Raw genomic sequence first — 14998 nt, forward strand, 5'->3', positions numbered from 1 at the left:
TGTTCCCGAACGAGACGGCAGGCAAACTCCCCCATGGCGCAACTGTTCGAGCAGTCGAAAAAGGTGATCGAGGCACACCTCGCCGGAACGAGTATCCGCGCGATTTCCGGCTCGATGGTCGCCTATGAAGGAAATGTGCAGTTCAAGTCGGCTGGTTTCGGCGGTGGCGACGGCGTACTCGCCGGACTCAAGCGGCGCGCCACCGGCGAGAAACTGTCGTTGATGGAATGCGGCGGCAATGGCCGGGTCTTCTTCGCGGTGAACGGCCAGCACGTCACCGTGGTGAATCTGAACAACGAGACGCTGCAGGTGGAATCCCAGCAGCTGCTCTGCTTCGCCGGAAACCTGCGCACCGATGTGCGTTTCGCCGGTCTGCGCGGCGCGTCGTCGGGTGCTGGCCTGTTCACCACCACGGTGACCGGACAGGGTCAGGTGGCACTGCTCTCGGCCGGTGGGCCGCTGATCCACCTGGAGGTTTCGCCGCAATATCCGTTGATCGTGGATCCGGATGCCTTCGTCGCCTGCCGCGGCAACCTCAATCAGTCGTTCGTGACCGATGTTTCGTGGCGCACCTTCGTCGGCCAGGATGCCGGGGAGGCGTTCTCATTGCGCTTCGACGGTCAGGGCCTGGTACTGATCCAGCCCGCGGAACGATAAGGGGGCCTGCGATGTTCGAGAAGGTCAACGGCAAGGTCGTCAAGGTCGACGTCGGCATGGCGGGCGGTGTGGTCGCGCGCAATGGCGCGATGCTGTTCTACACCGGCGATATTTCCTTTGCGCCGCACCAGATTCCGGGCATGGCCCCGGGCATGGGCGGTGGCGGCATCATGCGGATGGCGGGGCGGATGATGGCCGGTGAGCACGAGCGCACCATGCTGGCGACCGGCAATGGCCAGGTGCACTACGGCTTCGCCGGGCTGGAAGTGCACGTGGTGCAGATGCAGCCGGGTGCGGTGCTGCGCGTGGAGGCCTCGCGGCTGCTGGCCAATACCGCCGCGCTGCAGAGTTCGATTGTGTCCGTGATGAGTTCGGGCGGCGGCGGTGGCAGCGGGCTGATGGGCGCGTTGCGCGGGGCCGCGAGCGGCGCGCTGACCGGCCAGGGCATGTTCACCACGCAGCTGTCCGGACAGGGTGCGGCGGTTTTGCTGGCACACGGCGGATTCCTGGAACTTCCGGTGGGCGGCCCGAATCCGATCGTGGTCGACCCGCAGGCCTTCGTCGCCGCCTACGGCAATGTGCAGACCGAGTTGAAGACGGCGCTGAGCTGGCGCGACGCGGTCGGCCGCGGTTCCGGGGAGGCCATGCAATTGCATTGCGTCGGACAGGGTGTGGTCTATGTGCAGGCCTCGGAAGAGAAGTTGTGAATCATGAGTGAGATTTTGAATCCGCTGAATCTCGGTGAAAGCGACAATATTCCGGGCAACAGCTACGCCTACTGCATCGACCTGACCAAGCCCTGGTTCATGCGCAAGGGCGCGATGATCGCCTACTACGGCGATATGCGGTTCCAGATGCTCACCCACGGGCTGCAGGGCGGACTGCTGCACATGGTCTCCCAGCAGTTCTCGGCACCGCTGTTCACCGGCGACTATGTGATCGCCGAGGGCCACGGCAAGCTGATCATCGGCGACCGCGGCTACGACATCAATTCCTATGACCTCGAGGACAACGGCAACCTCACCATTCGCGCCGCCAACCTGCTGGCCTTCGAACCCGGCCTATCGCTGAACCAGTCGATCGTCCCCGGCTTCCTCACCCTCATCGGCACCGGCAAATTCCTGGCCTCCTCCAATGGCCCGGTCATGTTCGCCGAACCGCCGCTGCGCGTCGATCCGGAAGCCCTTGTCGGCTGGGCGGATTGCCCCTCCCCCAGCCATCACTACGACCAACGCTGGGTCTCCAACTTCCTGGCCGCAGGTGCCGCCCGCTTCGGCGTGAATTCCGGTGAGGAGCGCCAGTTCGACTTCACCGGCGCCGGAACGGTTCTCATCCAATCCAGCGAGAAGATCCTCAGCGATTCGGCGCTGGTGCGCACCATCGAGGGCCAGCTCCAGAGCGGTATGACCGTCGGCGGCCTGCAGCGGCTACACGGCGTCATCACCCAGCAGTTGGGCGCTCAGCAGCGTGAGTACTAACCGGATGACCCGCGGACCATCCTCGTAGTCCTACCTTCGGCGGACGCGCGGCACCCGGCACCGCGATGGGCATGCACCACGATGCCCGCCCCACCACCCTGTCCATCGGCATCGGCATGTTCGGCGAGATGCTGACCCTGGGCCTGCGCGCCCTGTCGAGCGGCGTCCCCTTCGCCCCCGACAAGGAGACTTCCGCCGACCCACGCGGCGGCTCGATACTCGCCCGATCCAACAGGTATGGCCGAGCGGGCAGGCTCGGTTGATTCGACCGCTGATTTCGGCCAGGCCCCGGACAATTGAAGAATGCCACCCTTCGCATTGTCGGAAGAACGTCTCGCGGCTCTGGCGAATCTGGTGCACGACGCGGCCGCATTCGAACAGGCCTACCCCCGGGTGGCGGATTATCTCGCGATGGCCGAGCAGTTGGCGGGGAGCGGGGATGCGGTGGCGGATGCGGCCTTCGATCTGCGGTTGCTGCACTTCATGACCGGTGGCGAGAGTGTCAATCCGTATTGGGATATCGTCGCGCCGTCGGTGGCGGCGGGTCCGGCGGCGCGCGGCGCGCGGCGCGAGGTGAACGGCGGCCGTACGAAAGGCAGTGCGCGGCTGGGGTATGCGCAGATCGTCGTGCAGGCGACCTACGCCTATGCCGTTCCGGCACCGGAGACGCTTGCCTGGATCGCCGATATCACGCGCGGACGGTCGGTCGCCGAGATCGGCGCGGGACGCGGCTACTGGGCCAGCCAACTCGCCGAATCCGGTGTACCGATAACGGCTTACGATACGCATCCGCCGGACCGCGCGAACAATACGTCCTTTCCGTCGGCAGCCGGACAGCCGCATATCTGGCATCCGATCCAGGAACTCCGAGACGCCAATGCCTACCGCGACATTGCCGATGCCGCCGAGGTCCTGTTGCTCTGCTGGCCACCGGGTTGGGAGAACCCCATGGCCTCCGGCGCACTCGATGCCTATCAGCGCGCCGGTGGTGATCTGCTCATCTACATCGGCGAACCACCAGGCGGCCGCACCGCCGACACCGCCTTCTTCGATGCGCTGGAAGCCAATTGGGACTTGATCGATCAGGACCCCGACTACGTCGCCTGGTGGAACCTGGCCGATACCGCCCAGTGCTGGCGACGCCGCTGACCCAGCTATCCGGCGCGCCTAATCGAGCGCCGCGGCGAGCCCGAAACGTTGCGAGAACGCCGACATTTCGTCGAACTGCTCGGCACGGTCGGCCGCCGTCGCCCCGACCACGATGCGGGTGACACCTTGTGCGGCGAACCCATCCACCCGTTCCGGCGGCATATCGATCGATCCCCAGCGGGTGTACTCGAGTGCGGACGGATCCCGTCCCGCCTCGACCGCCGTGGCACGGGCGAGATCCAGTTGGGCGGCACGTTCGGCGGGCATCAGCATGCCACCCGGGAAATAGCCGTCGCCGCGACGGCCGACCCGGCGGGCCGCGGCGCGGCTGGAGCCACCGATATGGATCGGAAGCTGCGGTATTTCATGCGGTTTCGGGTAGACGCACAGGTTGTCGAAGGAAAAGAACTCGCCGTGATAGCTGACGCCGTCCGCACCGCCGGACCACAGCAGCCGCAGCACATCGATCGCCTCGTCCGCGCGACGCCCGCGGCTGGCGAAGTCCACCCCCAGCGCCTGCGCCTCGCGCGGCAGCGTCCCGAGTCCAACGGTCAGCAGCCGCATGCGCCCCTTGGACAGCAGATCGATGGTCGCCAGCCGTTTGGCCAGCACCACCGGATGCCGATACGGCAATAGCAGCACCCCGGTGCCGAGCAGGATGCGCCGGGTCGCGGCCGCGACAAAGCTCAGACAGTCGAGCGGATCGGGAAATGGCAGCGTAGACGGCATTTCCAGGGCGCCAACCTGCGCACCCGGATACAGCGCGATGTGGTCGGGCAGATAGATCGACTCGAATCCGCACGCCTCGGCATGCTGGGCGAAGGCCATGAGGCGATCGGGATCGGTGCCGTAATACGGCGTGCTGTAGCTGATTCCGAATTTCATTCGCTGGCCCGTCCGATCTGGTCGCGCAGTTGCGCGCGCACCGCGGTGAGCCGCTCGATGGCGGCCTCGACCTCGTCGAGCTTGCGCTGCAGGGCGGCCACGGACCGGACCAGCCCGTGCTCCTCGTAGTACCGCAGTGTGCGGGTACTGGTACCGACCCGGTCCGCGAGCTCACCGATCAGCATTCGACCTCCTTCGAACCATCACGGCAACGCTAAGGGTTGCCGCCGGTGTCAAGGCAAGCCTCTATTCGGCGGATCCCGGCGCAGCCTTGATGAACCAGTTGATGATCTCCTCGCCCGCCAAAATTCCCGACGCACGGGTAATGGTGAGGTTGGGATGGGTCCAGTTGAGTTGTTCGAGTTCGCCGTGGCGGGGACGAATGGCCGAATCGGCGGTGCGCAGCATTTCGGCGTCGAGTGCGCCGTCGCCCGCGGCGAGCGTCATGGCCGCATCGGTGAGTTCGCCATGGTCGAGCAGGCGGCGGCGGACCTCGCGGACCGCGTGGCTCTTGCAGACGGCCATGGGCATGGTGTAGATCTTGCGGCCCTGCTGGGAGGCGGACCAGCCGCGCGGGCGACACCACGCATCCCATTCGGCCAGGAAGCCCTCCGGCACTTCCTTCGGCTTCACCACCAGATAGGTGAACAAATGGTCGGCGATACGGAATTTGGTGACCCAGGAGTCGTCGATCCGTGCACGCAGTTCGGTATTCACCTCCGACAGCGTCGCACCACTGGCCCGCACCTGCGCGTCGATATCGATGCGCCAGCGCATATCCGGTATGCCGTCGACCAGAATATTGCCGCCATTGCTGGTGATGGCGTACCGCCACGGGGCGCCGGGTAGTCGGATCCGCTCGAATTGCTTGATGGTCCGAGTGGTGGTCGGGATGACGGCGGCGGGTTCGGTCAGGGCCTGCATCCGCAGGGCGGCGGTGGTCGTCATGAACGACAGTGGCGCGCCCTCCAGATGTTCCACACAGACCGTCGGCACGTCGGTCGCGGCATGGAAAGCATTGCGCGAGTAGATCATCGTCCGGTCGAGATCGGTAGCGATCAGAGCCTGTCTTCGTAGCCTTCGTAACTGCATTATTGCTGTACGTCCTTGATCAATCCCATGCACGAATAGGCGAGGTCGGGTACGACCTCGACCGGAACACCGCGCGCCGCGGCGAGCAGTCGAATATGTGCGTGCTCGGGCGCGTCCGCCTCGCGCACCAGCACCCGCCACGGCAGCCGCCGCAGCAGCACCCGAGTCGTCTCGCCGACACCGGGTTTCACGAAATTCACGCTGGCCACGCCGTACGCCTCGCGCACCTGGTCCACCGAGGCCCAGCCGGTCCAGGTCGGCGTGCGGTCGACGGCCAGCACGGCGGCGAGTTCGGTTGGCACGCGATCGCGGACGGTATCGAAGGCCGCGCTCACCGTGTCGAGCAGGCGGCCGGATACATCGTCATCGGCCAGGTCGCGGTAGAACTTCGCGCCGTGGAACTCGCCGGGGCCGATCAACGTGTCGTTCAGCACGGTGCGCGAGATCAGTCCGGACACCGTCGAATTCAGGCAGGCCGAGGCGATGAGGAAGTCGTCGCGGGTGCCATAGGTGCGCACGCAATGTCCCGGATCGGCGAGTACGGCGAGTTCGTCGTTGAATCGCGCACCGCCCGCGGCGTGATAGGCATCGAGCGCTTCGGTGAGTTCACGGGTGATCGCGCCCTTGCCGGTCCAGCCGTCGACGAATACCACCGACGCCGGATCATAATGGCGCGCAAGGTAGTCCAAGGCCACCGCATCGATGCCGCGATCGCGCACGATCGACACCGCGTAGTGCGGCACATCGAGGCTCGGCAGATCCGGCCCGCGCCCGTCGCGCAGCCAGCGCCGCATCAGGATCCCGATCGGCGTCCCGGCCCTGGCCAAGGACACCAGCACGATGTCCGCGCCGCGTTCGGCGACCACCAGTTCCGATACCGTCGCGACGGCGAGCGCCAGCCGCTCGGCACTGTCGGCGAGCACCTCGTCGAACAGCGAGCGATACGCGGCATCCGGCTGATATTCGATCGGCAGCGATTCCGCGTAATGCGCCGCACCGGATTGGATCCGGCGCTCGCGCTCGGCGACATCGGCCTCCAGATCGACCTCGGACAGATCCTTCAGCAGCCAGGAAACCTCGTGGGCCGCATACGATCCGAAGGCCGGGCCGTGCAGCGGCACCGGCGGCCGCAATGCCGTTGTGGGCGAGATATTCGATTCCGGCACAGCGTTCGACCTCACAGCACTCTCGGTTCGGATACGTCGGCGGCGATGGGCGCGGCATCGCTGCGCTCGGCGTGCAGCATGCGCGGATCCGCACCCGGCAGTACCGCCAGTACGACATCGGCGCCGGATGCGGTCAGCACATCGATCAGACCGCCCTCGGCGCGCAATTCGGCGGTATCGGCCGGCGCGTCGATGATGACGACCAGAACCGGATCGTCGTCATCCGCACCGAACGCCGCCAGTTCGGACAGCGCATCCTCGATCCAGTGCGCGTTGTACAGATACCGCGGTTGCTCCTCACCGGGTTCGGGTGCGATGAACCGAAATCCGCGCCGCAGTGGATAACCGGGTTCGTCGAGTACATACGCGGGCGAGCGCGTGGTCGTCTGGAATCGCGTTGCGATCCCGGCGTCGGCGAGTTCGGCCGCCAACCGCAGCGGCAGATACATCAGCTCTTCGTGTCCGAGCACGATAACGGGCCGTAGGGCGAAACCCTCGCCGAGCCGAACCCGCAGCACCTCGGCCGCTTTCGCCAGCGCCGCCTCGTACGCATCGGTATCCGATGCCAGAATTCCGTGCCTGCCGCCCTCCGGTACCGAAGCGGGCCAGGGCAATGCGATCTGCTCGAATGAACCACGCTGCTCCGCGGTCGGATTCAATACCGGATCCGGCATCGCCGACACCGTCTCGACCAGACCATCGGGCAGCAGGGTGCGCCCCGAAGCCAGGCATACGGTGTCGATCCGCGCACCCAATTCCGCGGCCGCCGCCGCGAAGCGTGCCCGATCGTCCGCGGTCCGCATATCCACCAGCGACGCGAGGACATAATGCGAGCGCGGCGAGAACGCGTGCAGCGCCCGCACCGCGTCGATCGCGGTATCCCCGGTGGAGATTTCGTCGTCGACGAGCACCAAAGGCAGATCGTTGACGAAGATATCGGCGGGCGCGGGCTGCAGCATATGCGAGGTGGCGTGCGAATGCCCCTCCTCGAATCCGGTCAATGTGGTGGCGGCGGGCACCTCGCGACGGGTCGAGTGCAGATAGCATCCGGCTCCGATCCGGGCCGCCACGCAGTGCCCCAATCCTGTTGCCGTCTCGGCGAATCCGAGCACCACCGCCTCGCGTGCACCCAATGCCGCACGCACCAGGTCACCGAGCCGGTTGCCGGCGCCGAGTACCACCCGGGGATCGGTCGGCAGATGTTTGCCGAGCACCGTGGACACCAGCAGATGCGCGCGGCGTGGGTTGCGCCGCAGGCCGGGCTGGATCAGCGTCGCGATGGGCAGCTCGGCGGGCAGCACGTCCGCCGACACACCAGCGCCGTGCGAGCGCTCGTGCCGCAATTCGATTCCCAAATTCGTTGTCGCCCAGGCATCGGTGCTCATTCGGTCACCAACGCCGTGAGCAGATCGACGAAGGAGACACCCTTGTTCGCGACACCGAAAACCCTTGCCCGCAATAGCGTCTGGCGCGCCCAGCTGCGATGCGGCCGCATTTCGTTCATTTTGTTCCGATAGCCCGATGCCGCCACCCCGCCGACGTCGACCTGGAGAATATCGAGCGCATCGGAATATTCTTCGTGCGTCACCACCGATAGCGCGTGCACCGCCGCCACATGCGACGGATGGATCACCGTCTTGCCCTGGATCCCATTGGCCCGGTCCAACGTGATCTCACGTAGTAGACCGTCCAGATCCCGGCTCACCAGATAGCGCCGGAACGGCACCGCATCGGACTCCTCGAACGGCGCGGTCCGCAGCAGCGGCCGGAACATCCGCTCATGGTCGGCGAAGTACTCCCAGACCGGCCCGGTGATCACGAAACCCGAACCATCCGAACGGCCGAGGTAATTCACGATATCGGCGATGACATCGGCGACCACCCGCACGTCGTAGATCGTCAGATCGCGATCGCGCCGAATGCCGAAGGTCGAACACATATCCGTGGCCCCGATGCGCACCGCGAGTATCCGCTCCCGGTGCTCGGCGAGTAGCGCCGCGATCTGCGTCAGCTCCTGATCCCGGGTCTGGCGATGCACCAGCGCCGCCGATTCGAGTACCGGCATGCCGTACACCGGCCTGCTCAGCCGCTCCCCGGCGGCCTCGAGCGCCGCGAGATATTTCGGCCCGCTGGCACTGTCGAACTTCGGGAAGACGAAGCCGGTCAATGCCGCCGCACCGGTGCCGAGCTGCTCGACGATCTCGCAGACGGTGTCCGCGTCACGCACGCGCACGAACAGCAGCGGATTCGGATCATCGCTGCCCGCAAGCAGATTCAGCGTCGCGACGGTCTGCCGTTTGGCGAACTCCACCTCGTGATCGGCGACCGCGTCCTCGAGATCGATGACCATCGAGCACACCCCGCGCGCGGCCCGTCTGCTGATGGTCACGGCGAGATCCGGCCGGGTCGCCGGTGCGTACAGGGTGGCGCCGAGTGCGATCGCCAACAGCTCCCGATCGGCATGATCGCCGAACGGTTCCGGTTGTCGATGGAACAGGCGCCGCGCCTCCGGGCCGTGCAGCTGCCGGAAATGGCGCAGTGGCAATTGCTTTCGCAGGGAGATCTGTTGCTGGACGGCGATGCCCGCGGTCATCGTTGCGCTGTCCTCATCCCTTGTGGCGGTGGCCGCATACCCCTGGCCTCATTCTCGTCGTGGTCCTGCTTGTTTTCTCATTCGATCCACTACCCCGGCTACGAACTCCGCGACGGCATCCAATTCGGCCACATAGGCCCAGTAGTCGGGATGACGTCCCGACAGGTTTTCGGTGATTCGATCGATTCGGTCCACCTGTGCATCGAGCACAGATCCCCATTCGCCGACGAGCCCGCGGCTCACCGCGAGCATTTGCGCGTCCCGCAGCCGAAATCGTACGGCCTTGGCCTTTTCTTGCGGATTCGCACGGACCTCGCGCAGCAACGTCAGCCGTTTGGTGACGGCGTCGACCTTCTGTTCGGCCTCGGCGAGGTAGCCCCGTGCGGATGTGGTCAGCTCAAGTGCAAACTCCGGATTGTTCTCAGCCGCCGCCGCACGTGCCCGGACCAGGGCAGCGTCGGCGACATCGATGGCCCGTTGACTGTCCTGCCCATTGTTAGCCAGATCGGCCGAACTCGCAGCATTGAATTCGCGCAGCAGCTCCGAGTAGGCCGGGGCCAACCGTTCGCCACGGGTGCGCACGGCGGCGATTCTGGTGCCGACCGAGGTGATCGCATTGGCCGCGGCGCCAGCGCGGGATGGGGCCTGCGCCAACGCTTCTGCCAGCGCCTTCGTCGCCGATTCCAGGCGACCGGCGGCCTCGCGGACGGTCGCCGCCGGTACCTCGGAGCCGAGCGCCTCCAGTGTGAGCAGCGACTCATCCACCGCCGCCGCACATTGCCGCACCGAGGGGTAGTCGGCGTATTCCGATTCGGCGGCCTGCCCGCGGACACCCGCCGCCGCGACCTTCACCTGCTGTGCGAATTGCGGCACCGTGCCGAGCACCGCGACCGCGTGCTCGAGTTGCGATTGATTGCCGCGATAGAACTCATCTATTGCCCGGGCCGCATCGGTCAACTGCCGGACCAGGGTGTCCACCCGCATCTGCCCCTGCGGCATTGCGGTGCCGTCGCGCTCGGCATTGTCCAATTCCTCGGTGAATGCCAGATATGCGCCCGCAGCGTCATAACACCGGCTGCGCACGGGTTCCCATTGCGCGCTCATCCGCCGCTCCGGGAACACCTGCGCGCTGGCCTGCACCGCGGCCTCGGCGGCACTCTGGCGCTGATCCATATCGAGAAACGCGGCCGCCAGCGTCGACCGGGCTTGCGAAATCCATTCGGTGTTCCCGGACGACCGGAACCATCCACGCCTGCGGCCTGTCACGCCCCGATGTTAGGCGGTGTACCACTTCGCCGTGGTTAGCTCAGTTCCTACGCAAGTCCAGGGAAACCTACTACTGTCGTATGGCGTACCCGGCGATTCGGACATGCTGGGAACCACAGACGTCTATTGAAAGGGAACCCCGAATGGGTGTCAGTCTGTCCAAGGGCGGCAATGTCTCGCTGACCAAAGCGGCGCCGAACCTTACCGCTGTCTCCGTCGGGCTCGGGTGGGATATTCGTACGACCACCGGAACCGACTTCGACCTGGATGCCAGTGCGATCGCGACCGGTGCGGACAAGAAGGTTGTGTCCGACAAGCACTTCGTCTTCTTCAACAACCTCAAGTCGCCCGAGGGCACCATCGAGCACACGGGTGACAACCTGACCGGTGAGGGCGAGGGCGATGACGAGGTCATCAAGGTCGACCTGGCCAACACCCCGCCGACCATCGAGAGCATCTTCTTCCCGGTCTCGATCTACGACGCGGACACCCGCCAGCAGTCGTTCGGCCAGGTGCGCAACGCCTACATCCGCGTGGTCGACCAGGCCAACGGCACCGAGCTGGCCCGCTACGACCTGTCCGAGGATGCCTCGACCGAGACCGCCATGGTCTTCGGTGAGCTGTACCGCAATGGTGCCGAGTGGAAGTTCCGCGCCATCGGGCAGGGCTACGCCTCGGGTCTGGCCGGTATCGCCCGCGACTACGGCGTCAACGTCTAGGACACCAGCAGCAACAGGGGGCTCGGCAACGGGCCCCCTGTCCCGTGTCCACGGAACGATTTGCCACAGCGCACCGTTGGACAATCGACGGTTCGGCGTCCACGCTGGAACCATCATCGCCACCGCGGGTTGTACGGCCCTCGGGTTACATCAGCAAAAGGCGCGCTCGGACAAACATTCGACCGCCGCACGGAAAGGGTCTCCGCGTGGTTCTGCGAATTTTCGGGATGTCCATCGGCGTCACGGTGATATCGCTCATCGTCGCGTTCCTCTACGGCGGGCCGACCGCGCTGGCGCTGGCCGCGATCCTCGGTGTGCTCGAGGTCTCGCTGTCCTTCGACAACGCCGTCATCAACGCCACCGTGCTGGAACGTATGAACGAGTTCTGGCAGAAGATCTTCCTCACCGTCGGCGTGGTGATCGCGGTATTCGGTATGCGGCTGGTCTTCCCGCTGGCGATCGTGTGGATCACCGCGGGCCTGGACCCGGTGAAGGCCTTCGACCTGGCACTCAACCCGCCCGCCGATGACGCACTGGTATTTCCGGACGGCAGCCCGAGCTATGAGAAGCTGCTGACCGACGCGCATCCGCAGATCGCCGCATTCGGCGGCATGTTCCTGCTGCTGCTGTTCCTGAACTTCATCTTCGAAGAGCGCGAGATCACCTGGCTGTCCTGGCTGGAGAAGCCGCTGGCCCAGCTCGGCAAGCTGGACATGCTCTCGGTGGTGGTCGCCAGCGCCGGATTGGTGCTGACCGCGGAGTTGATCGCCACCGACGAGCAGCGCGCCACGGTGCTGGTCGCCGGACTGCTCGGCATGATCACCTACATCGTGGTCGACGGGCTCGGTTCGCTGTTCCACACCGAAGAATTCGAAGAAGGGGCCGACGGCGGTCCGTCGCAGCTGGTCAAGGCCGCGGGCAAGGCCGCGTTCTTCCTGTTCCTGTACCTGGAGGTGCTGGACGCGTCGTTCTCCTTCGACGGTGTCATCGGCGCCTTCGCCATCACCTCCGACCCGATCATCATCGCGCTCGGCCTCGGTCTGATCGGCGCCATGTTCGTCCGCTCGATCACGGTGTACCTGGTGCGCAAGGGCACGCTGTCGGAGTACGTGTTCCTGGAGCACGGTGCGCACTGGGCGATCGGTGCGCTGGCGATCATCCTGTTCGTCTCGATCGGCGTGCACATCAACGAGATCGTCACCGGTCTCGTCGGCGTGGCGTTCATCGGCGCTGCGTTCATCACCAGCATCATCAGGAACCGGCGCGAGGACACCGACGAAATCGAAAGCGAACGAGAGCCCACCCCCGTGGGCTGAATTCCGGCGGGTAGCCGAAGAACTCGAGCGGCAGCGGCCCTGAAGGCCGCTGCCGCTGTCCTTTTGCCCATGAGTAATTCACCGCACGGGCACGGGCTGGGGTCGCGCGACCACGGGTGTCGAGCGGCGCGATGCGAACACCATGCCGATCAGTCCGACACCGAGTCCGGCGGCGGCCAAGGGACGCAGCGGCTGATCGATGAACAGCCAGGCCAGGATCGCGGTGACCGCCGGGGTCGCGAAGAACAACCGGCCGACCCGCGTTGCCTCCCAACGCTTCAGCATCGCATTCAACAGCAGGAATGCGACCATCGAATTCACCAGCACCATCCAGGTGAGCGACTCCGCGAATCGCGTCGCATCCCAGATATGCAACTGTCCGGTGGCCCACGCGAATACGCCAGCGACCGGTGCGCTCGCGGCCATGTGGATCGCGGTCGCCGCGCGCGAATCGACCTGCGGGACGAAGCGCTTCTGGTAGATCGTGCCGACACTCAGGCCGAGCAAGCCGACCACGCACAGCAGCAGACCGACCAGCGACATGCTCGATTGATCGAGCACGGCCAGCCCGACTCCGATACCGCCGACACCGAAGCCGAACCACTGTCGCGCGGTGACGGTTTCGCCGATGAATCCGGCCAGCAATGCGATGACCACCGGATTGAGGCCCTGCACCAGGGCGATGATCGCGGCCGAGACGTGCAGGCTCATCGCGGTGTAGAAGGCGCCGAACTGCACGATCTGCATCAGCAGTCCGGCGATGACGACATGTTTGACCTGGTCGCCGCTCGGCCAGCTGGCCCGAATCACGGTGGCGTACACCGCGAGTAGCACCGCGGCGATGGCGAACCGCGCGAACAGCACCATCATCGGCGCAGCGGCGCCGACGCCGACGACTCCCGCGATGAACGCGCTGCTCCACAGCACGACGAACAGTGGTTGCATGCCCGCCGCGAGCGATGGCTTGCCGGTCGCTCGGAACAACGGGTCCAAGAGTTGCGTCTTCACGGGCACTCCTCGATCGACCATGACAGGCCGGATAACCATCTAAGTCGGTTACTAACCTCGCACCTTTACAGGTAACCTGTCAAGGTGGTTACTATGAGAGAGTGTTCGCCTTTGTGAGCGGTAACCTCGCCTTGGATTTCGCTGGCACGGTCAAGGCCCGGGCCACGACCTTCGACGACTTCCTCACCACACCAGCGGATCTCGATACCTGGCTGCTCGCCGCCGATCTCCTCGACACCGCCCCGCAGTGCGATGCGGCGACACTCGACCGCGCCGTGCGCCTGCGCGAAGCGGGCTACCGACTGGCCCTGGCCGCCGCGCGCGACGAACCGTTCGCCGACGCGGACCGCGAAACCGTCAACGAGTTCGCCCGTGGCGCCCTCCCCCAGGTCACGTTGCGCGCCGATGCGACCATCGCCCGCCACGGCGATCCGGATGCGGCACTGGCCGCCATCGCCCGCGCCGCCATCGAAATGCTCGGCGGCCCCGAACGCGGTCTGCTCAAGGAATGCGGACGCCTCGAATGCACCCGCCTGTACCTCGACACCTCACGCGGAAAGTCGCGCCGCTGGTGCGATATGACCATTTGCGGCAATCGCGCCAAAAGCGCCGCCTTCCGCGCCCGGCACGCCGACTGATCGCGACACCGCGCTCGCCTACCCGAGCTCGGTTGTCCGCGGCGGTCGCGTCAGAGCATTCGGCGCGGCCGCCCCATGGCTTTCGCGCGCCGCACCGAAACCCGCGACCAGACCGCATGCTGGAAGTAGAGGGTCGCCCAGCCGGCCACCGCCATGCCCAACAGGTTCACCACGAGTTGCAGTGTGCTGGCCGAGACCTCGTCCCCGGCGCCGAAGGCGAGGCCCAGCGCGATATTGCCCGCTGCCGGCACAGTGGTCACCGAGATGAACACGCCAGCTAGCCCGCTGGCCTTCGACGACGTGAGCGTCAGCACCCCGGCCGCCCCCGCCACGACCGCGACGATGAACGACCACTTGTCCGGGCTGTAGATAAACGCGGTGCCAGGGCGCGGCCCGGACACCTCCTCGATGGTTATCCATCCCAGTGCCCGACCGACGAGCGCGAGCAGAAACGTGCATGCGATCGCGGCGCCGAATCCGATGACGAGAGTCCGGACCGCGAGTCCCAAGAGCGCGAACCGGCGGCGTACCAACGCGACGCCCAACGCGGCGACAGCACCGAACTCGGGCCCGAGCACCATCGCTCCAATGACGAGAATCTGCGAATCGATAATGATCGCAATGCTCGCGATCACCGTCGCCAACGTCATGAAACTCAAATAGGTCCAGTTGAGTTCGGTCTCTTCGTAGGAACGCTGAGCCACATTGGCCCATACGACCGCGTCCGTGCTCGAACCGGGCGAGTGGATCTCGGCCTCGAAACCGCGGCGCGACAACCAGGTGTCGATCGGCTGGAGCTCGATACTGCCCGCCTGGTGCACACCCAATGCCCGCAGCTGCTGAATGACATCATTGGCCACCTCCCTGGCCAGTTCGGCGAATACGATATCGCCCGGCGGCCGCAGCGACGACCCACGCATCACCGCGAGACCACTCACCCCCGGATCCGCCTCGAGAACTCCGATCACATCATCGGTCATGTCCGTCGGAGCCAGTATCCGCAGATGCAACATCCCCATAGTGTGCCCTGC

At 65.7% G+C, this 14998-nt stretch carries 17 protein-coding genes; 8 read left to right on the forward strand and 9 right to left on the reverse strand.

What is annotated here, in order from left to right; translation table 11 throughout:
• Window positions 1-33 precede the first annotated feature (33 nt).
• The 5 genes from ACQP0C_RS40620 (at window position 34) to ACQP0C_RS40640 (ending at window position 3284) form a co-directional block, all read left to right on the forward strand.
• On the forward strand, window positions 34-657 hold the full coding sequence (locus ACQP0C_RS40620) for an AIM24 family protein (protein WP_355177169.1): 624 nt from the start codon (window positions 34-36) through the stop codon (window positions 655-657).
• A gap of 11 nt (window positions 658-668) precedes the next feature.
• Complete coding sequence (locus ACQP0C_RS40625; protein WP_433729049.1) at window positions 669-1364, forward strand: AIM24 family protein; 696 nt, start codon at window positions 669-671, stop codon at window positions 1362-1364.
• A gap of 3 nt (window positions 1365-1367) precedes the next feature.
• Window positions 1368-2135: an AIM24 family protein gene (locus tag ACQP0C_RS40630; protein ID WP_433729051.1), complete on the forward strand. Its 768-nt coding sequence runs from the start codon at window positions 1368-1370 to the stop codon at window positions 2133-2135.
• A 71-nt stretch (window positions 2136-2206) separates the two neighbouring features.
• Window positions 2207-2398 carry a hypothetical protein gene (locus ACQP0C_RS40635; protein WP_433729053.1) on the forward strand — a complete coding sequence of 64 codons (192 nt, stop codon included), beginning with the start codon at window positions 2207-2209 and terminating at the stop codon, window positions 2396-2398.
• 40 nt (window positions 2399-2438) lie between these two features.
• Window positions 2439-3284: a hypothetical protein gene (locus tag ACQP0C_RS40640; RefSeq protein ID WP_433729055.1), complete on the forward strand. Its 846-nt coding sequence runs from the start codon at window positions 2439-2441 to the stop codon at window positions 3282-3284.
• A gap of 18 nt (window positions 3285-3302) precedes the next feature.
• Here the strand turns inward: ACQP0C_RS40640 and ACQP0C_RS40645 are convergent, their stop codons facing one another.
• The 7 genes from ACQP0C_RS40645 to ACQP0C_RS40675 form a co-directional block, all read right to left on the reverse strand.
• Window positions 3303-4169, reverse strand: a complete 867-nt coding sequence (locus tag ACQP0C_RS40645; protein WP_433729057.1) for an LLM class F420-dependent oxidoreductase — start codon at window positions 4167-4169, stop codon at window positions 3303-3305.
• Window positions 4166-4354, reverse strand: a complete 189-nt coding sequence (locus tag ACQP0C_RS40650) for a MerR family DNA-binding transcriptional regulator (RefSeq protein WP_433729059.1) — start codon at window positions 4352-4354, stop codon at window positions 4166-4168. The genes ACQP0C_RS40645 and ACQP0C_RS40650 overlap by 4 nt, the downstream gene beginning before the upstream one ends.
• A gap of 61 nt (window positions 4355-4415) precedes the next feature.
• Window positions 4416-5261, reverse strand: a complete 846-nt coding sequence (locus tag ACQP0C_RS40655) for an HAD family hydrolase (protein ID WP_433729061.1) — start codon at window positions 5259-5261, stop codon at window positions 4416-4418.
• Entirely contained in the window at window positions 5261-6382 is a 1122-nt protein-coding gene (locus tag ACQP0C_RS40660; RefSeq protein WP_433734801.1) for a cysteine protease StiP family protein, read from the reverse strand. The genes ACQP0C_RS40655 and ACQP0C_RS40660 overlap by 1 nt, the downstream gene beginning before the upstream one ends.
• A gap of 56 nt (window positions 6383-6438) precedes the next feature.
• On the reverse strand, window positions 6439-7812 hold the full coding sequence (locus ACQP0C_RS40665) for a phosphoribosyltransferase family protein (RefSeq protein WP_433729062.1): 1374 nt from the start codon (window positions 7810-7812) through the stop codon (window positions 6439-6441).
• Window positions 7809-9020 (reverse strand): HpcH/HpaI aldolase/citrate lyase family protein, encoded by a 1212-nt coding sequence (locus tag ACQP0C_RS40670; protein ID WP_433729064.1) that lies wholly within the window; start codon window positions 9018-9020, stop codon window positions 7809-7811. The genes ACQP0C_RS40665 and ACQP0C_RS40670 overlap by 4 nt, the downstream gene beginning before the upstream one ends.
• 48 nt (window positions 9021-9068) lie before the next feature.
• A complete protein-coding gene (locus ACQP0C_RS40675) occupies window positions 9069-10286 on the reverse strand; it encodes a hypothetical protein (protein WP_433729066.1) in 1218 nt (405 codons plus the stop codon).
• A 143-nt stretch (window positions 10287-10429) separates the two neighbouring features.
• On the opposite strand from ACQP0C_RS40675, the gene ACQP0C_RS40680 reads away from it, so the two are divergent.
• Together ACQP0C_RS40680 and ACQP0C_RS40685 are read left to right on the forward strand one after the other, a co-directional pair.
• Window positions 10430-11005 carry a TerD family protein gene (locus ACQP0C_RS40680; protein WP_433681555.1) on the forward strand — a complete coding sequence of 192 codons (576 nt, stop codon included), beginning with the start codon at window positions 10430-10432 and terminating at the stop codon, window positions 11003-11005.
• 206 nt (window positions 11006-11211) lie between these two features.
• Complete coding sequence (locus ACQP0C_RS40685; protein WP_433729068.1) at window positions 11212-12321, forward strand: DUF475 domain-containing protein; 1110 nt, start codon at window positions 11212-11214, stop codon at window positions 12319-12321.
• Window positions 12322-12399: 78 nt separating this feature from the next.
• On the opposite strand, the gene ACQP0C_RS40690 is transcribed toward ACQP0C_RS40685, so the two are convergent.
• The gene (locus ACQP0C_RS40690) at window positions 12400-13329 is read right to left on the reverse strand and encodes a DMT family transporter (RefSeq protein ID WP_433729070.1); all 930 of its coding nucleotides are present in this window, start codon (window positions 13327-13329) and stop codon (window positions 12400-12402) included.
• 101 nt (window positions 13330-13430) lie between these two features.
• On the opposite strand from ACQP0C_RS40690, the gene ACQP0C_RS40695 reads away from it, so the two are divergent.
• Window positions 13431-13967 (forward strand): CGNR zinc finger domain-containing protein, encoded by a 537-nt coding sequence (locus ACQP0C_RS40695; protein WP_433729072.1) that lies wholly within the window; start codon window positions 13431-13433, stop codon window positions 13965-13967.
• 50 nt (window positions 13968-14017) lie between these two features.
• Here ACQP0C_RS40695 and ACQP0C_RS40700 read toward each other — a convergent pair whose 3' ends face one another.
• Window positions 14018-14980 carry a DUF389 domain-containing protein gene (locus ACQP0C_RS40700; RefSeq protein WP_433729074.1) on the reverse strand — a complete coding sequence of 321 codons (963 nt, stop codon included), beginning with the start codon at window positions 14978-14980 and terminating at the stop codon, window positions 14018-14020.
• Window positions 14981-14998: the final 18 nt, after the last annotated feature.

Source organism: Nocardia sp. CA-129566 (genome assembly GCF_050956075.1).
Lineage (GTDB): Bacteria > Actinomycetota > Actinomycetes > Mycobacteriales > Mycobacteriaceae > Nocardia.